The sequence below is a fragment of the Rhizobium sp. BK418 genome, from assembly GCF_004341105.1.
Taxonomy (GTDB): domain Bacteria; phylum Pseudomonadota; class Alphaproteobacteria; order Rhizobiales; family Rhizobiaceae; genus Rhizobium.
On sequence record NZ_SLZK01000001.1, the window covers coordinates 1006040 to 1022210 of the forward strand.

General features: G+C 62.7%; 19 protein-coding genes. 8 read left to right on the forward strand and 11 right to left on the reverse strand.

Annotation, left to right across the window (positions count from 1 at the left end):
* Window positions 1–14: 14 nt before the first annotated feature.
* The 5 genes from EV281_RS05015 to EV281_RS05040 all read right to left on the reverse strand — a co-directional run bounded on the left by EV281_RS05015 (window position 15) and on the right by EV281_RS05040 (window position 4559).
* Window positions 15–368, reverse strand: coding sequence for a DMT family protein (locus tag EV281_RS05015; RefSeq protein WP_132651801.1), 354 nt, complete (start codon window positions 366–368; stop codon window positions 15–17).
* Window positions 369–458: 90 nt separating this feature from the next.
* Window positions 459–1562: a GGDEF domain-containing protein gene (locus tag EV281_RS05020; RefSeq protein WP_245508216.1), complete on the reverse strand. Its 1104-nt coding sequence runs from the start codon at window positions 1560–1562 to the stop codon at window positions 459–461.
* A 278-nt stretch (window positions 1563–1840) separates the two neighbouring features.
* Window positions 1841–3097, reverse strand: coding sequence for an MFS transporter (locus EV281_RS05025; RefSeq protein ID WP_132651802.1), 1257 nt, complete (start codon window positions 3095–3097; stop codon window positions 1841–1843).
* 392 nt (window positions 3098–3489) lie between these two features.
* Window positions 3490–3777: a hypothetical protein gene (locus EV281_RS05035; RefSeq protein WP_132651803.1), complete on the reverse strand. Its 288-nt coding sequence runs from the start codon at window positions 3775–3777 to the stop codon at window positions 3490–3492.
* Window positions 3777–4559 carry a thioredoxin family protein gene (locus EV281_RS05040; RefSeq protein WP_132651804.1) on the reverse strand — a complete coding sequence of 261 codons (783 nt, stop codon included), beginning with the start codon at window positions 4557–4559 and terminating at the stop codon, window positions 3777–3779. The genes EV281_RS05035 and EV281_RS05040 overlap by 1 nt, the downstream gene beginning before the upstream one ends.
* Before the next feature lie 117 nt (window positions 4560–4676).
* Here EV281_RS05040 and EV281_RS05045 point away from each other — a divergent pair, with 117 nt between their 5' ends.
* Together EV281_RS05045 and EV281_RS05050 are read left to right on the forward strand one after the other, a co-directional pair.
* Window positions 4677–5897 carry a helix-turn-helix domain-containing protein gene (locus EV281_RS05045; RefSeq protein ID WP_132651805.1) on the forward strand — a complete coding sequence of 407 codons (1221 nt, stop codon included), beginning with the start codon at window positions 4677–4679 and terminating at the stop codon, window positions 5895–5897.
* Window positions 5898–5924: 27 nt separating this feature from the next.
* A complete protein-coding gene (locus EV281_RS05050; protein ID WP_132651806.1) occupies window positions 5925–6557 on the forward strand; it encodes a PQQ-binding-like beta-propeller repeat protein in 633 nt (210 codons plus the stop codon).
* Window positions 6558–6597: 40 nt separating this feature from the next.
* Here the strand turns inward: EV281_RS05050 and EV281_RS05055 are convergent, their stop codons facing one another.
* Both EV281_RS05055 and EV281_RS05060 read right to left on the reverse strand, forming a co-directional pair.
* Window positions 6598–7287 (reverse strand): type 1 glutamine amidotransferase domain-containing protein, encoded by a 690-nt coding sequence (locus tag EV281_RS05055; RefSeq protein ID WP_132651807.1) that lies wholly within the window; start codon window positions 7285–7287, stop codon window positions 6598–6600.
* A gap of 174 nt (window positions 7288–7461) precedes the next feature.
* On the reverse strand, window positions 7462–7686 hold the full coding sequence (locus EV281_RS05060; protein WP_132651808.1) for a hypothetical protein: 225 nt from the start codon (window positions 7684–7686) through the stop codon (window positions 7462–7464).
* A 94-nt stretch (window positions 7687–7780) separates the two neighbouring features.
* Here EV281_RS05060 and EV281_RS05065 point away from each other — a divergent pair, with 94 nt between their 5' ends.
* Both EV281_RS05065 and EV281_RS05070 read left to right on the forward strand, forming a co-directional pair.
* A complete protein-coding gene (locus tag EV281_RS05065) occupies window positions 7781–8029 on the forward strand; it encodes a hypothetical protein (RefSeq protein ID WP_132651809.1) in 249 nt (82 codons plus the stop codon).
* A 136-nt stretch (window positions 8030–8165) separates the two neighbouring features.
* Entirely contained in the window at window positions 8166–8981 is an 816-nt protein-coding gene (locus EV281_RS05070; RefSeq protein ID WP_132651810.1) for a hypothetical protein, read from the forward strand.
* 60 nt (window positions 8982–9041) lie between these two features.
* On the opposite strand, the gene EV281_RS05075 is transcribed toward EV281_RS05070, so the two are convergent.
* The 3 genes from EV281_RS05075 to EV281_RS05085 all read right to left on the reverse strand — a co-directional run bounded on the left by EV281_RS05075 (window position 9042) and on the right by EV281_RS05085 (window position 11379).
* A complete protein-coding gene (locus EV281_RS05075) occupies window positions 9042–9845 on the reverse strand; it encodes a class I SAM-dependent methyltransferase (protein ID WP_132651811.1) in 804 nt (267 codons plus the stop codon).
* An 88-nt stretch (window positions 9846–9933) separates the two neighbouring features.
* Window positions 9934–10386, reverse strand: coding sequence for a TspO/MBR family protein (locus EV281_RS05080; RefSeq protein WP_245508217.1), 453 nt, complete (start codon window positions 10384–10386; stop codon window positions 9934–9936).
* A 117-nt stretch (window positions 10387–10503) separates the two neighbouring features.
* The gene (locus tag EV281_RS05085) at window positions 10504–11379 is read right to left on the reverse strand and encodes an NmrA/HSCARG family protein (protein WP_132651812.1); all 876 of its coding nucleotides are present in this window, start codon (window positions 11377–11379) and stop codon (window positions 10504–10506) included.
* A gap of 139 nt (window positions 11380–11518) precedes the next feature.
* On the opposite strand from EV281_RS05085, the gene EV281_RS05090 reads away from it, so the two are divergent.
* On the forward strand, window positions 11519–12436 hold the full coding sequence (locus EV281_RS05090; RefSeq protein WP_132651813.1) for a LysR family transcriptional regulator: 918 nt from the start codon (window positions 11519–11521) through the stop codon (window positions 12434–12436).
* A 68-nt stretch (window positions 12437–12504) separates the two neighbouring features.
* Window positions 12505–13263: an adenylate/guanylate cyclase domain-containing protein gene (locus tag EV281_RS05095; RefSeq protein ID WP_132651814.1), complete on the forward strand. Its 759-nt coding sequence runs from the start codon at window positions 12505–12507 to the stop codon at window positions 13261–13263.
* A 45-nt stretch (window positions 13264–13308) separates the two neighbouring features.
* Here EV281_RS05095 and EV281_RS05100 read toward each other — a convergent pair whose 3' ends face one another.
* Window positions 13309–14115 (reverse strand): hypothetical protein, encoded by an 807-nt coding sequence (locus EV281_RS05100; RefSeq protein ID WP_132651815.1) that lies wholly within the window; start codon window positions 14113–14115, stop codon window positions 13309–13311.
* A gap of 203 nt (window positions 14116–14318) precedes the next feature.
* On the opposite strand from EV281_RS05100, the gene EV281_RS05105 reads away from it, so the two are divergent.
* Window positions 14319–14888 carry a TetR/AcrR family transcriptional regulator gene (locus EV281_RS05105; RefSeq protein ID WP_132651816.1) on the forward strand — a complete coding sequence of 190 codons (570 nt, stop codon included), beginning with the start codon at window positions 14319–14321 and terminating at the stop codon, window positions 14886–14888.
* 71 nt (window positions 14889–14959) lie between these two features.
* A complete protein-coding gene (locus tag EV281_RS05110; RefSeq protein WP_132651817.1) occupies window positions 14960–16168 on the forward strand; it encodes an efflux RND transporter periplasmic adaptor subunit in 1209 nt (402 codons plus the stop codon).
* Window positions 16169–16171 lie beyond the last annotated feature (3 nt).

A 16171-nucleotide genomic window follows, 5' to 3' on the forward strand; every position in this document is an offset into this window, starting at 1 on the left:
TGAAATCGTTGAGATCATGCGCGGAAAATGAACGAAGCACCAACCGCGATCAGAGCGAACCCTATCGCATGGTTCCAGGTTAGATTCTCGCCGAGCCAGAAGATCGAGAAACCCGAGAACACCAGTAGGGTGATGACCTCCTGCATCGTCTTCAGCTGCGCCGTCGAATAGACGGACGAGCCGATGCGGTTGGCCGGCACCGCCAGGCAATATTCGAAAAAGGCGATGCCCCAGCTGGCGATGATGGCGAGGAAGATTGCGCTGCCCTTATGCTTCAGGTGCCCGTACCAGGCAAAGGTCATGAAGATATTGGAAGCAAAGAGCATGATCACCGGCCAGAAGGCTGCCGGGTTGAGGGAAAAGGGCATTGTTGATCCTATGACTGAACCCAAACGAATAGAGGGCGCACGTTTAACAGCGGCTTTCGGCCAATCAAGTCACGATTGGCTAATATTCGCTCAACAGCCGTATTTCTCGGATGCGTAATAAAGACGCGGCCCGGACATGTCGCTTGGCGGCTCGCCCTCGACCATCACCCTGTTGCGCCCGGCCTCCTTGGCGGCATAGAGCGCTTTATCGGCCCGTGCGATCTGCTCGTAGAGAGAACGATCGGCAGCATCGGCGCCGGCAACGCCGAAGCTGGCGGTGATCCCGCCGTCGAAACCGATCGGCCCGCCGTCGAAACCGATCGCCGTGCGGTCAATGGCGGCAAAGGCAAGCCGCACCCGGTTGGCGAAATCGGCACCCGCCACCAACGGCGCCGAAGGCAGGACGATCACGAATTCCTCGCCGCCGAAACGCGCCGCAAAGCCGCCTTCCGGCAACCGCACCTGCAGCATCTCCGCAAAGGCGCGGATCACCTCGTCGCCGGGTCCGTGGCCGAACGTGTCGTTCACCCATTTGAAATTGTCGATGTCGCAGATGATGACGGCGCCTTCCACGCCCCTGCTTTCCTCGATCATACGGTCGAAGCCGCGCCGGTTCAGCATGCCGGTCAGCGGATCGCGTTCGGCTGCGTCGCGATGGGCGATGATCGTGTCGAGCGTTGCGGCCGCAAGCGCCGATAGCGCAAAGACGAGCGCCAGAATGGAGGCTCCGGCCTGCATGGCGAAGGCATAGTTCGAGGCGAGAAAGCCGTCCGGCCCGCCATAGGAGGGTGCAATGAAAACGAAAGCGACATTGCGGATAACCGTCTCGGCGACCACGAGCGTCGCTGCCACCAGCAATGCCCTGTCGGCCACATGGCGCACGCGCCGCAGGCTCATGACAATGGCAAAGGTGAGCAGCAACACGCAACCGAGATCATCAAGCAGGAATTCGATCGGCGTGCTCTCGGCCACCAGCGCCGCGTAGAGGATGCCCGCATACATCACTCCGGTGAAAACCAAGCGCGGCAGCAGATAGGAAGGCCGGCCAAAACGGCAAAGCAAAGCACCGGAATAGAAAACGAACGATATCAGAAACAGCGCATCTGCAATCAGCGAGGCCGTGCGGTCGGCGATGAAACCATCGATCAGCGGAACGCCGAAGGCGGCCGCAGCAAAGAGATAACCCGGTCCCAAGGTTTCGCCTCGCGCGATCCAAACCGGCCGACGATCAGAAACGTGCTGCCGAAAATCAGCATCATGACCGGCAGCAGGAAGGCGAAATTACTATCCATGAACCCTCGCGGCGGGATGCAATATATAGTCAGCGCGATATGAAATTAGACCGATTGCGTTAAGAAAGACCTAGGGGAAGATTTCTTTGTACGGGATCGAAACGGCATGAACCAAGAGCCCGTCCGACCGCGAAAAATGGAGAAGGCCGCGCACCGGGCGCGGCCTCCATCGAGAAGAAGTCAGGCGCGATGCATCGCGCCATCGGGTGCTTCCGCTTCCTCCGTGCCGAATCGCACATCCTTCTTCTCGTAACCGAAGCCCGAAAGCGCCGCGACGATGACGGCGACGATCACGGCCACAATGACCAAAGCGGTCGCGTAATCTCCATTCCAGCGGGCCGCGAGCCCCGCCTGCATCGTTGCATTGCCCGAGGCCAGCAGATTGCCGAGCTGGTAGGCGAAGCCGGGGAATGTGCCGCGCACTTCGTCAGGCGAAAGCTCGTTCAGATGCACCGGCACGATGCCCCAGGCGCCCTGCACGAAGAACTGCATCAGGAAAGCGCCGGTCGCGAGCAGCACCGGCCCCGGCGCATAGGCCCAAAGCGGCGCCACGGGCACGGCGACCAGTGCCGCAATGACGATTGCCCGCTTGCGCCCGATGCGCTGCGACAGAGCGCCGAAGAACAGCCCACCCACGATGGCACCGATATTATAGACAATGGCGATCGCGCCGACCGTATAGCTAGAATAGTTGCGCTGGCTTTCGAGGAAGGTCGGGTAGATGTCCTGCGTGCCATGGCTGAAGAAGTTGAAGGCAGTCATCAGCAACACCGCCCAGATGAAGAGCGGAATGTTGCCGCGCAACACCGTCAGGAACGGCCGGCCACGGCCTTGCTGCTGGCGTTTCACGAAGGCCGGGCTCTCCTGAACATGGCTGCGGATGTAGACGACCAGCAGCGCCGGCAGCACGCCGACGAAGAACATGCCGCGCCAGCCGATGACCGGAAACAGCAGGAAGAACAGGAGCGAAGCGAGCAGATAGCCGGAGGGATAACCCGCCTGCAGGATGCCCGAGACAATGCCGCGGCTGTCCCCCGGCACGGTCTCCATGACGAGCGAGGCGCCCACACCCCACTCTCCGCCCATGGCGATGCCATAGAGGGCGCGCAGCACCAGGAACATCGTGAGCCCGGTCGAAAAACCGGTGAGGAACTCGAAGAGCGAATAGGCCAGCACATTCACCATCAGCGTGATGCGCCGCCCGTAGCGGTCTGCCGCGAGCCCGAAGATCAGGGCGCCGAGCGCCCGCATGGCAAGGGTGAGAAAGATCGCTACGGAAACAGTGGGAACGTCGGTATGAAACTCCTCGGCGATATATTTGAGAACGAAGACGAGAATGAAGAAATCGAAAGCGTCGAGCGTCCAGCCAAGATAGCTGGCGATAACGGCGTTGCGCTGCTGCGGCGTGAGCGCGCGCAGGTTTGCCAATGCGGACATATGCATTTCCTCCGTCCGAAAGCGGCGGCGAAGCGGGGCAATTCCGGGTGCCGTCGGAAGGGGTGTCAGGGTGAGCGTGCTGTCGGAAGACAGCGCCTCGGAAACGTCAGGGTTGCTGACCGGGTTCCATCACGTTGGCGCGATTAGGGGGATTGGTGAATAATTGGGAACGCTGAGCGCTTGGCACCCCCCTCTGGCCTGCCGGCCATCTCCCCCACAGGTGGGGAGATCAGCTGGAAGCGCTGCTTTCCCAAACAATTGGCGTAGCAGCCCGGCGAAACGGGGAAGATGTGCGAAGGTTACGCCGCTTGTCGATCTCCACCCTTGTGGGGGAGATGGCCGGCAGGCCAGAGGGGGGGTCTCCCACGGTATGCCGTCGCGTATTCATATCGTCACGAGCACCGAAAGCCTCCCTCACCGCCCATCCACCTGAGCCAGGGCCCGACATGAAATAGGCTCATCAGCAGATACATCGGCACCATCCCGCTGAAAAGCGACGCTCCATCCATCGGCATGCCGCCCATCGAGCAGATCATGTCGGCTGCCGGCTCGCTCGCCGAAAGCGCTGCCATGGCCGCAAAAGTCGGAGCCGCCGCGAAGGATAGGCCGCGCGCGATGGCCGATGGCAGGTGGAAGCCGGCAGAATTGCCGGCCTCTGATACGGATGCTGACGGGCACATCAGGCTGCCTCGTAGCGGTCGTGGTGGCGCCACCAGACGCCCTCCTCGTTGCGCCCCAGCGGTGCGCGGTCGAGCCACTGGTACATGGCCCAGACACCATCCAGCCCGCGGGCATAGGAGGAATAGGTGTGGTAGATGTCGCCGTCCTGCATGATGAAGGCGCTGAGGCCTGGGCGCTCGCGGGCGAACGTGTTGATATCCGTACCGGTCATCGAGGCGATCAGATCGGCCGGGCTCTGTTCGGCGCCCGGTTCCTGCTTCTGCAGCACATTGGGGATCGGCGGTTCGCGGCGGAAGTTATATTCGATGCCGCCGCTCTGCTGTTCTTCCGGCGTGAACCATACATTGAAGTCTCGGTTGAAATCGCTACGCTCGGACGAGGCCCAATCGAAGCTCCAGCCCATGCGCTTCTTGAAGTCGAGAAGCTTGGCGAGCGGCGCGCGGGAAACGGCGCTGAAGGCGACATCGTGATTTTCAAGATGCACGGTGACGCCGTTGAAGCCGTCGGCGATCGACGAGCAGGATGGGCAGCCGGCGGTATAGTCGGGGCCGAACATGAAATGGTAGATCAAGAGCTGCGAACGGCCCTTGAAGAGCGCCGACAGCGGCACCATGCCGGCTTCCGTCTCCAAGTGGTAATCCTTTTCGATCTTCACCCAGGGCAGTTCCCGACGCTTGGCAGCGATCTCGTCGCTGCGGCGCGTCAGCGCCTTTTCCTCTTCGAGCAGCGCCAGCCGCGCCTTGAGCCAGTCTTCCCGTGTTCCGGTCTTGTGCATCATCATGGTTCTTCTCCTCACTTGCTTTGAAACATGCGTGACGGCGGGCCGTTGCCTGCCGATGAGGAATAACTTAGGTCTTGATGAACGAGGGGTGGGAGTTACAAGTGTGACGGGATTCCGATGGACTCGCTGATAACAGCGGCCGCCCACGCGCTCGCCAAGGGTGATCCGATCGGGGCGATGAAGCGCGTGGCGCTGCGCGACGACCCGCCGGCGCTGGCGCTACGCGGCATTGCCATGGCCCAGCTAGGCGATCTCGGCCGCGCCAAGGCGCTGCTCAAAAGTGCCGCCAAAACCTTCAGACCGCGGGAAGCGGTGGCGCGCGCCCGCTGCATCGTCGCGGAAGCCGAAATCGCCCTTGTTTCGCGCGATCTCGCCTGGCCGGAAAAGGCGCTGGAAGCAGCGCGCTCCACGCTCTCAAGACGCGGCGATCGCGTCAATGCCGCCCATGCCCGCAATCTGCAGATCCGCCGCCTGCTTCTGATAGGCCATCTCGATGCGGCCGAAAAGCTGCTTGCCGATCTCGACCCTTCGCCGCTGCCGCCGGCCGCCCGCGCCGGCCATGAGCTCGCCGTTGCCGGCGTCGCAATCCGCCGGCTGCGCACCGGACAGGCCCGCGAGGCTCTCGCAAGGGCGGCCGAAGCGGCGTCGAAGGCCGGTATACCCGCGCTTGCCATCGAAGTGCGCGATGCGGCAAAGGTTCTGGACGCGCCGGCCGCCCGGCTGATTGCCGACGGCGCCGAACGTCTGCTGCAGCTCGAAGAGGTCGAGGCGCTGCTCGCGTCCAGCGTGCTCGTCGTCGATGCCTGCCGCAACGTGGTGCGAGCCGGCGCCGAGATCGTGCCGCTCGCCAGCCGCCCGGTTCTCTTCGCATTGGCGCGCACGCTTGCCGAGGCCGCACCAGAAGATGTCTCCCGCTCCCAGCTCCTTGCCCGCGCCTTTCGCGCCCGCCACGCCGATGAATCTCATCGCGCGCGGCTGCGCGTCGAGATCGGCCGGCTGCGTACCGCCCTTGCAAGCCTTGCCGAGGTCAAGGCGACGAGCCTCGGCTTCGCGCTCACCCCGCTCGACGGTCGCAAGGTCGTCGTGCTCGCCCCGCCGGTCGAGGAGGAACATGCGTCGCTGCTCGCTCTTCTTGCCGACGGCGAATCCTGGTCCAGCACGGCGCTTTCGATCGCGCTTTCCACCAGCCCGCGCACGGTGCAGCGGGCGCTGGACGCCCTTGGCGAAGCCGGCAAGGTGCAGTTCTTCGGCAATGGTCGCGCGCGGCGCTGGATGATGCCGCCGGTCGTCGGCTTCCCGACAACATTGTTACTCCCCGGCCCGCTGCCGAGCGACTAACATCGGTCCGAAAGAGAGGATGAACCCATGAAGACGGCAAAGGCAGAGATCATCCGCGAATACGGCCCCTTTGAGGACACACCGCGTGTCAACGGCGTCAGCTATGATGGCCGGCATGTCTGGTTCGCCTCGGGCGACAAGCTGCATGCGCTCGACCCCGAGAGCGGGACAGAAACCCGCGCCATCGATGTCGCCGCCCATGCCGGTACCGCCTTCGACGGGCGCTATCTCTTTCAGATCGGTGAGGACAAGATCCGCAAGATCGACCCCGAAACCGGCACCGTCGTCGCCACCATCCCCGCCCCCGGCAATGGCGGCGATTCCGGCCTTGCCTGGTGCGAGGGCAGCCTCTGGGTCGGCCAGTACCGCGACCGCTGCATCCACGAGATCGACCCGGAGACGGGCAAGATCCTGCGCACGATCGAATCCAAACGGCACGTAACGGGTGTCACCTGGGTTGATGGCGAACTGTGGCACGCGACATGGGAGGACGACGCGAGCGACGTGCGCCGCATCGACCCTAAGACCGGCGAAGTGCTGGAGCGGCTGGACATGCCTGAAGGAGACGGTGTTTCGGGGCTGGAATCCGACGGCGGCGATCTGTTTTATGCCGGCACCGGGGGAGCCGCCACGGTGCGGGCGATCAGGCGGCCTCGGTGAGACAGGCGCTTCACCCGAGGCGCCTGCCGCACGGAGAGGTTTACTTGCCCTGCCTGCGCAGTGCGTCGATCAGAACGCGCGCTGCGGGGCCTGACGATGCGGGATTCTGGCCGGTGATCAGCTGGCCGTCAGTCACTGTGTGAACGCCCCAATCCTTGACCTTGGAGAAGATCGCGCCAAGGCTCAGCAACTCATCCTCGACGAGGAACGGAACGACCTTCGTCAGGCCGACGCCTTCCTCTTCGCCATTGGTAAAGCCGGTCACATGCCGGCCGGCGACAAATGGCGTGCCATCGGCATTCTTGACACGATGCAGCACACCCGGCGCATGGCAGACGAGAGCAATGGCCTTGCCGGCTGCAATGAAGGATTCGATCAATCTGATGGAATGCGGGTCTTCGGCCAGATCCCACATCGGGCCGTGGCCACCGGGATAGAAGATGGTGTCGTAGTCAGCCTGATTGACGCTGTCGAGCCGCACCGTATTGGCAAGCCGTGCCTTGGCCGCCTCGTCCGCATTGAAACGCCGGGTCAGCTCGGTTTGAAAGTCAGGCTCGTCGCTCTTGGGATCGAGCGGCGGCTGGCCGCCTTTCGGCGAAGCAAGCGTCATTTTGGCGCCGGCGTCCTGGAATGCATAGTAGGGAGCGGCGAGTTCCTCGAGCCAGAAGCCCGTCTTTTTGCCGGTATTGCCGAGCTGATCATGCGAGGTCAATACGATCAGAACTTTCATGATACTCTCCTTCCCTTGGGATTGGCTGAGTCTTGGGGATTGGCCGGGGCCGCATTGATGAGCACTGAAACCGATGATCCGCCGTCACGCACATGACGGCATCAATGATGCGCAATTGCCAGAAGTTTTAGGTCTGGAGCGGAAGTAGCGGAGAAGAGTGACAAGGGAATACCGCTATCGGGCGAAAGAGGGAGCCGCGCCCAGGGCGCCAAAGCCTGGGAAATCCGCACCGCCACCGACCTTGCCCTGCTTTGGGCCGGGCAGGATCGCAAGGCGGACACCGAGGCGCTGCTGCGGCCGGTCTTCGAGCGCTTCACGGAAGGGCGCGACACGCCGGATCTGAGAGCGGCGGCGAATGTGCTGGCGACGCTGGGATAAACGGCGGCGGGTCGGCCCCAATTTCCATTCATGAAGCACTAACCGTATCTGGATCCCGCTGAAACCGCTGCACGTGGTCGAGCGTTCCCTTCATTCAGCCAATCGGGTGACCGTCATGATCCAGTGGTTTGAGGAACGCTACATTTCACGCGAGGAGCATCAGCGCATCGTCGATTATTATCGCAAGCTGGTGGCGCAGCTCTATGGCACCGTGCGGGATCTGCGAACGGCTGGCGAGATGCAAAAGGCGCCAATTCCAGCGGCCGCCAAGGAGCCGGGAGACATTCCGCCGGCCGGTCAGGACCCCGCCGGCCTCAATGTCATTACCGTCGATTTCCGCCGCAAATCCGCGCACCGCCGCTAACCTGCGAAACAAGAGCTTTTGTCATGGAACCTTCGGGAATCGTGGCTGTTCTCACCTTATGAGCAGCCGGGCCCTCTCTCGACATGAGCCGGCCCTCGCGCGCATTCAGTGAAGCGAAGCCAAGGGAGTCATTCACATGGCCAATCTCCGCAACGAGAACATCCCGACCTCTGCCGCAGGCACGCAAGTGAGCACGCTTACTGCCCTTTTCGACCGCCGCGACGACGCCGAACAGGCCGTCGCACGGCTTGAGGATGCAGGTATCCCGGCGGATTCGATCCGTTTTCTGCCCGGCTATGAGGCCGATGCGAACGGCGCCGATGTCGCGAGCGACGACCGTCCCGGCTTCTGGTGGAAGCTGGAGGACTGGCTCTTTCCCGATGAAGACCGCGCCGCCTATGCCGAAGGCCTGCGCCGTGGCGGTTTCCTTGTCTCCGTGCAGGTTGACGATGCCAGCTACGAGACCGCACACGACATTCTGGACGATGAAGGCTCTATCGACATGGATGAGCGCGCCGACCATTGGCGGCGCGAAGGCTGGGAGGCAAGGTCCTCGCGGCAGACCGCTGCCAGTCCCACGCATGATCGCCGCCGCGCCGCCGCCGAGGACGATCTGACGGTAACGGAAGACGCCTTCGCCCCGGACAGGAGCGCTACGGAGCGCGCAATGGAATCCTCCACCGTATCGGACGAGACAGCCCCATCCGAGCCGCAGAAGCTCCGTGTCGGCAAGCGCGACCTCAACACCGGCTCGCCACGCGTACGCGCCTATACGACAGGACAGCCTGCGACCACCGATGAGCCCGAGGTCGGCGTCCCGAAAACGGCACCACACGGCAGCGAGACGATCGAAGGCAGCGCCCGCAGGATGATGGCGGAGCGTGACGGCGGCCAGTCGCAGTCGCAGAGCGGCGACGGCCAGAACCAGTCGCAGGGTTCTCGCCGGACTTGAGAGCCTCCAACCGGTGACGGCAGCCGGCTGCTGTCACCCTGCCAGATGCCGTCCCCAACCTCAGTCGGGCGCCCTGCCCCGGCAGGCCCAGGCGACCGAGGCGAAGGAGCGCGGACCGTCCGGCTCTCCCGCCTCATAGGCATCCCGCACCGCCGTATCGACCCTCGTGCGCGTATAGGCATCCAGCCCCGTCACATATTTGCCGAGCGGGCCTTCGCCGGCGGCGATCGGCGCCCAGTAATCGTCGAAGGAATCGTAATCCATGCGGATTGTCAGCGACGTCTCCTCGACATCGACAAGGCCGTTGCCGAGGAAGCTTGCCTTCATTTCCCCTGGCCGCATCATCGGCTGGAATGAATAGCGGTGGCGCATCGCCCGCGCATTGCTGTCGATCATGGCGACCGTATCCCACATCATGCGCATGCCGGACATGCCGCCATAATGATCCCAGGCGGCAGCGGCCACGGTGCCGCCCCGCCGCACGACGCGCCGCATCTCGGCCACCGCCCTGCCGGCCTCCGGCACGAAATGCAGGACGAGCAGCGAGAATGCCCGGTCGAAGCTCTCATCCTCGAATGGCAGCGCGCAGGCATCGGCCTCCTGAATCGTGATGCGCGGATCGGTGTTGCGCTGACTCGCCGCCTCCACGAAGACGGGCGAAAAATCGATGGCCGTGATCGATTTGAGACCAGGCCTTTCCGCGAGCGTGAAGGTGAGGCTTCCCGTGCCGCAGCCGACATCGAGTACGCTCTCGCCATCGGCAAGCCCGGCGAAATCGATGAAGCCAGGCGCGAGCCTCTTGCTCCAGCGCCCCATCAGCCGCTCGTAACCATCCGCATTTTCGACATTGAAACTCGACGCCATCGCAGCCTCCCCCAAAGAAGCGACATAAACAGGACAATGCCCCTTTATTTTTAGGGCTCGCGGACACTGCGGCAAGCCGTACGAGCCCCTAATTCATCGCGACAACAGCGGCGTTGAGCGCGGTGGCATAGGCGACCCAGAAGCCGTAGGGAATAAACAGCACCGATGCCAGCCGATCCCGCCGCCACGACAACCCGATAAAGACGAAGATCAGCACCAGCAGGGCGATGATGATGACGAGGCCGAGTGCGGGAAGCTGCAGGCCGAAGAAGGCCGGCGACCAGGCAAAGTTCAAGGCGAGCTGGACAATCCAGACCATCATGACAGGTGAATTCCTGCTGTGCTCGAAGGTCCGCGCGCCGGCAATGCCGATCAGGAAGTAGAGGATCGTCCAGGCCGGACCGAAGAGCCAGTTCGGCGGCGTGAACCAGGGTTTGGCGAGCGTGTCATACCATTCGCCCGACGGGCTCATAATGCCGATCAGAAGCCCGCCGCCGAGCGCCAGCAGGATGAAAACCAGATAATGATCGAACCGGTGCACCGGGACCCCCGCTTTCAGTGACGGTTGAAGTGGTGCTCGCCCGGCTGCCGTCAAGAGCGTCGCAGATCAGCCCGATGATGACGGACTGCGGCGGTCAGCACCGCAGCCCGTGAAACCTCATTCCTTGTCGAGAATGCTCCAGTCAACGCCCTTCGCCCAGTCGGCATAACTATGCCAGGCGACCTCGGGAAAATCCCGGCGCAGGGCCGCGATATCGGCGGAATACCCGACCTTGTCGAACCACTCATACATCAGCGCCATATCCTCGCTCTGCTGGCGCAACGCCGAGACCGGCAGCTCCTGGAAACGGATCGGTCGGCCGATGGCGTCCGAAAGGATCTTCGCCTGCTGCTCACCCGACAGCTCGTCGCCGGCAATATTGAAGCGCTTGCCGAAAACCTGCTCGCGACGCTCCGCAAGGGCGGCGACGAAATGGCCGATATCGTCTGTCGCGATCTGCTGCAATATGCGGGCGGGCGGCAGCGCTGCGGCATAGACGCCCTGTTTCAGGCCGCCGATTGCCCAAGGCGCTACCGTGTTCTCCATGAAGGCGACCGGGGCCGAGATCGTGTAGGGTATGCCGAGCCCGGCCACATGCTGTTCGACGAGATATTTGCTGTCGAAATGCGGGATTCCGGTCTTCCTGTCGGCATCCGATACCGAGGAATAGATCAGGTGGCCCACTCCGGCCTCCTTGGCCGCATCGGCAGCCGCAATGCCCTGGCGCGTTTCCGCTTCGACGCCCGCCTCATAGCTGTTGCCCATCAAAAACATGGTATCGACGCCACGAGCTGCCGCAACGACAGAGGCCTTGTCGTTGAGATCGCCCGCGACAATCTCGATGCCGGATGCGGCAAGCTGCCGCGCGGTGTCACTATCCGGCTTGCGGGTAAGCCCCTTGACGCGGTGGCCGCGCGAGGCGAGCGCCCGGGCGACGGCGCCGCCCTGATGGCCGGTTGCCCCGGTGACGAGAATGGTTCTGCTATTGCTCATCTCAAGCTCCTTGATCGCTTGGTGATCCCCTAAGGAAAACTGATCTCGGGGGATCGTTGCTAACGAAGCTGAATTGGGCATTGTTGCATTGAGCCATAATTGGCTACAAATGCAAAACATCGTCCCATTTGGAGCATCAATGATCGATCTGAACGACATCGCGATCTTCGCCCGTGTCATCGAAGCCGGCAGCTTCACGGCTGCAGCGCGACTCATGGCCATGCCGAAGACGACGGTCAGCCGCCGCGTTGCCGCTCTGGAGCGCGAACTCGGCGTGCGCCTCCTGCAGCGCACGACCCGCAGCCTCGGCCTGACCGATGCCGGGCGTCTCTATTACGAAGAGGCGAGCCAGGCACTGCGCCGCATCGAAGAAGCCAATATCCGCCTGGCCGAAGCCCGCGCCGAGCCTGCCGGCACGATCCGCATTTCCGCCCCGGTCGGCTTCGTCAGCCATTTCCTGGCCGATACGATCTTCGATTTCATGGCGACCTATGAGAAATCCAGGGTCGAACTGCGCCTGACCGACGAGAAACTGAACCTGATCGACAATGGCATCGACCTTGCCTTCCGCACCGGGACGCTCGAGGATTCCACCCTGATCGCCCGCAGGCTCGGCCCCACCTATCGCCTGCTCTGCGCCAGCCCGGCCTATCTCGCGCGTGCAGGCACACCCGCAACACCAACCGATCTCGCTACTCATCAATGCGTCATCGCCGGACCGTCCGCCGCCCAGGCGCTATGGGTGCTGCAGGGAGAAAAGGGCGGAGAGTCCGTCACCGTCTCGGGTCGCTTCGCCGCCAACGAAATGCAGGCCGTCATGGCCGCCACCCTTGCCGGCTATGGTATTGCCCAACTGCCCTATGGCATCGCCTTCGCCGGCATCGCCGATGGCAGGCTGCAACGCGTGCTGGAAAACTATACGACGCCGGCGGGCGGGCTGCATGTCGTCTATCCCAGCAGCAAACATCTCTCGCCGCTGGTGCGCGCCTTCATCGCGCTCGCCGAACAGCGCCTGCATGAGGCCGGTGCGCGCAACGTCCTGCCTACCGTCGCTTGAGCGGACGCATTCCCTGTTGCCAAATACGCCGGACTGGCGGAAGCTGCCATGTCAAGGGAATTGCGGCCATGACGACCACGACAGCGATCAGGCATCCGGCAAGACTAGGCACCGCAGGCATCTGCCGCGGCTGCTGGGACCAGATGCACATGCCGATCCCAATCGGGGGCCCGCTCTCCCTGCCGCTGCGCGCTTTCGGCATCACCAGAAGCAAAATGAACCCCGATATCTGCACGATCTGCGAACGCTCCTTCCAATACGTGAAGAAACAGCGCCACATTACTTCAGGCGCTACCATCCTCTTTGCCGACATCCGCAACTATACCGGACTGTCGGAACGCATCGGCGCCGTCGAACTGAGCCATATCGTCAGCCTGTTCCAGGACCGTTCGGCCGGCGCGATCTGGGCCAATGACGGTATCGTCAACAAGCAGATGGGCGACGGGCTGATGGCGATCTTTAATTTCCCGATCATCCGTAGGGACCATGCCGCAGCCGCCATCATGGCGGCCCGCGAAATCCAGCGCGCCTGCGCCGAAGCGCTCGCCGAGGTCGACGTAGGCGAGCCGCTCGGCGTCGGCGTCGGCATCCATACCGGCGATGTCCAGATCGGCGAATTCTCCAGCTTCCACAGCGATTTCACCGCGATCGGCGGCGTGGTGAACCAGGCCGCCAGACTGGAATCGCAGGCAGCACCGGGCGAAATCATGATTTCGGCCGAAACCGCGCTTCAGGCACCGGGGCTTGTGGGCGATGGCGAGGTGCGGATGCTGTCACTGAAGGGCATCGGGCAGCCGGTGGAAGCGCGGGTTTTGCGGGTGGGGTGAGCGCCTATTTGCAGGAAACGCACTGCCCATGTCTCGATGCATGTTCTAGGCCGGATAGGCGGACACGGGTAAATCGGATTTCCATTCCTCTGGCGTCCTCAGGGCGTTCTTGACCAAGCCCTCGTCGGACACATCGAGCCCCTGCTCCTTGATCCATTCGATAAACGGCTTTGCACGGCCCGGTTCACCAGACACCGCAGCCCGCGCGGCATCGGCGACAAAGCTGCTGACAGCGTCCAGATCATTGCTCAGGCGCACCGTCAGTGCTTCGAGTTCCACGGGCCAGCCCAGAACTTTGCAGGCACGATTGAACTCGTCGGCAAGGTAGAGAAAAACCCGGTGCCTCAATTCTATATACTCGACTGATCCGACATAGTTGGCGTCGCTCTGAGCCCTGCGGATCGCAACGAGACCCACGGTCAGCAGCCATGCCCTTTCCCTAAGGAACCAATAGTTCACAAAAGCTTCCCTGTTCGCCCACATGCCTCCTTCGGTCTCGCTCTCCGGCTTGGTAAAGAAGGGCTTCGGGATCAAAGACATGATCTCTTCTGCCCGCCACTGAATTTCTATCCCGAGAGCCTCGCCGTTCTGAAACAAAAGCCAATGCTCTTCGAGCGTCTTGGGTTTATTTGGAGCGGTGTTGAACAAGGCGTCCGAATGGCTTGTGCTGCTTTCGGCGACAGGCCTTTGAGCCACCGTGGTCCCAGATGTCGAGCTTTCGGGCCCCGACGCTCCCGTGATCCGCCGCGTACCCAACAATCCGAACACCGCAGCCACGATGAAGGAAAAGACCCAGTCGCTCCCATAAATGCCGCTCTGGGCAAATGACAACAGCTGAATAAGGACGATCACCCACGCCGTTCCGATGCAGGCATAGCGCTGAGCTTGGACTAGATTGATTCGCACATGTTCCCTCTGTGTTCACGGCCCGCGACCATAAAGAGCGGCACCGTGAAAAGCCATGCCCATCAGCGCTCCCACATTCAAAAACGAAACCGCTTGCATTTAAATCCGAACGTTCGTATTTTTATCCATGAAAACTGGAAGCCATACCCGTGACGCGAACGCGCAAGATCACCACTGACGATATTCTGGACGCTGCCGAGCGCGTCGTCGTACGATCAGGTGCGGCCGGGTTGTCGATCGATGCCGTCGCCAAGGAAGCCGGCGTCAGCAAGTCGCGCGTCGTCTATGACCACAAGACCAAGAGCGCGCTTCTGGAAGCGCTGGTCGACCGTCGCGTCGGGGCCGATATCGCCCATATGCAGGAATGCGTTGACGCGAATGCCGACACCCCTCACCCGGAGCTTTACGGCCGCATCGCTGCCGCCGACAAGGCGCTCGACGATACCGACCGCGCCGTGGCGATGGCGGTCAGCGCCTCCATGTCGAGCGAGGAAGGCCTGCAGCAGATCATACGCAAATGGGTGCTCGACGATCTGGCGGCGATGGCCGCCGGGCTGAAGCCGCGGGCAGCGCTGATGGCCTATCTGGCGCTGACCGGCTTTTACTGTACCGAACTCTTCGATTTCCACCGCTGGAGCGGCACGGAACGACAGGAACTGCTCGAGGATATCCGCAAGGTCTACACGACCTTTCCCGAGCCGCCCGAAACGAAGACCTGATCGGGAACCTGAACGATAAACCAAAGTAAGAACCTCAGAAAGCCGCGGGGGCGGCCAAAAAGGGATATATCATGTTGCGCAATACCAAACTGCCGCGCCTGAAGGCGATGATGGCAGCCACGACACTTCTGGCACTGACGGCCGGGCAGACCTTCGCTCAAGAAGGGGGAATGCAGATGCCGCCGGCTGCCGTCGGCGTGGTTGAGATGAAGGCTCATGCCGTGCCCGTGGTCAACGAACTGCCGGGCCGCATTGCCGCCACCCGTGTGTCGGAAGTGCGCGCCCGCGTTTCCGGCATCCTCCAGGAGCGCGTGTTCCAGCAGGGCACGCTGGTCAAGGAAGGCGACGTGCTCTACCGCATCGATCCGCGGCTCTTCCAGGTGCGCGTTGCAAGCGCCGAAGCCGCGCTGCAGCGGGCCAAAGCCACGCAGCAGAATGCCCGCCTGCAGCTGGAGCGGCAGCAGAGCCTGAAGGAGCGCAATATCGCGACCGGCGTCGATTACGATACGGCCGCCGTCAATCTTGCCCAGGCCGATGCCGATGTCGCGAGTGCGCAAGCCGGCCTCGACGAAGCCAAGATCAATCTCGATTACACCGAAGTCCGCGCGCCGATCACCGGCATCATCGGCGCGGCCCTGGTCACCGAAGGCGCGCTGGTCACCGCCGATGGCACCTCCAATCTGGCGCTGATCCAGCAGATCGATCCCGTCTATGCCGACTTCACCCAGTCCGCCCAGGATCTTCTCAATCTCAAGCGCGCCGTTGCCGAAGGCAAGCTCGCGAGTGCCGCGCCCGGCGAAGCGCGTGTCGAGCTCGTCTTCGACGATGGCAGCCTCTATGCCGAGCCCGGTCGGCTGCTCTTTGCCAGCGCCAATGTCGACCCCAATACCGGACAGGTGACGCTGCGCGCCGAATTCCCCAACAAGCACGGCGATCTGCTGCCCGGCATGTATGTGCGCGTGCGCATCGAACAGGCCGTGCGACAGGATGCGCTGACGGTGCCGCAGCGCGCCGTTATCAGAAACGAAGCCGGCCAGGCGCAGGTCTATGTGCTCTCGGAAGGCAACAAGGCGGAGCTGCGCTCCGTCACGCTCGGCCAGACACTCGACTCCGAATGGGTGGTGGAGCAAGGCCTGAAGGATGGCGAGAAAGTCATCGCCGATGGCGTGCAGAAGGTAAAGCCGGGCGCGACCGTTGCGCCCGAGCCCTGGAAGCCGGATGCCCCGGCGGACACTTCCGCCACACCGGACGCTTCCGCCCCCAAGAAGCCTGCGGAGTAAGAG

Excerpts from the sequence above, each read along its gene's own strand:
- EV281_RS05015 (WP_132651801.1), bottom strand. The coding sequence starts at position 368 with ATGCCCTTTTCCCTCAACCCGGCAGCCTTCTGGCCGGTGATCATGCTC.
- EV281_RS05025 (WP_132651802.1), bottom strand. The coding sequence starts at position 3,097 with ATGTCCGCATTGGCAAACCTGCGCGCGCTCACGCCGCAGCAGCGCAAC.
- EV281_RS05035 (WP_132651803.1), bottom strand. The coding sequence starts at position 3,777 with ATGTGCCCGTCAGCATCCGTATCAGAGGCCGGCAATTCTGCCGGCTTC.
- EV281_RS05040 (WP_132651804.1), bottom strand. The coding sequence starts at position 4,559 with ATGATGATGCACAAGACCGGAACACGGGAAGACTGGCTCAAGGCGCGG.
- EV281_RS05045 (WP_132651805.1), top strand. The coding sequence starts at position 4,677 with ATGGACTCGCTGATAACAGCGGCCGCCCACGCGCTCGCCAAGGGTGAT.
- EV281_RS05050 (WP_132651806.1), top strand. The coding sequence starts at position 5,925 with ATGAAGACGGCAAAGGCAGAGATCATCCGCGAATACGGCCCCTTTGAG.
- EV281_RS05055 (WP_132651807.1), bottom strand. The coding sequence starts at position 7,287 with ATGAAAGTTCTGATCGTATTGACCTCGCATGATCAGCTCGGCAATACC.
- EV281_RS05065 (WP_132651809.1), top strand. The coding sequence starts at position 7,781 with ATGATCCAGTGGTTTGAGGAACGCTACATTTCACGCGAGGAGCATCAG.
- EV281_RS05070 (WP_132651810.1), top strand. The coding sequence starts at position 8,166 with ATGGCCAATCTCCGCAACGAGAACATCCCGACCTCTGCCGCAGGCACG.
- EV281_RS05075 (WP_132651811.1), bottom strand. The coding sequence starts at position 9,845 with ATGGCGTCGAGTTTCAATGTCGAAAATGCGGATGGTTACGAGCGGCTG.
- EV281_RS05085 (WP_132651812.1), bottom strand. The coding sequence starts at position 11,379 with ATGAGCAATAGCAGAACCATTCTCGTCACCGGGGCAACCGGCCATCAG.
- EV281_RS05090 (WP_132651813.1), top strand. The coding sequence starts at position 11,519 with ATGATCGATCTGAACGACATCGCGATCTTCGCCCGTGTCATCGAAGCC.
- EV281_RS05095 (WP_132651814.1), top strand. The coding sequence starts at position 12,505 with ATGACGACCACGACAGCGATCAGGCATCCGGCAAGACTAGGCACCGCA.
- EV281_RS05110 (WP_132651817.1), top strand. The coding sequence starts at position 14,960 with ATGTTGCGCAATACCAAACTGCCGCGCCTGAAGGCGATGATGGCAGCC.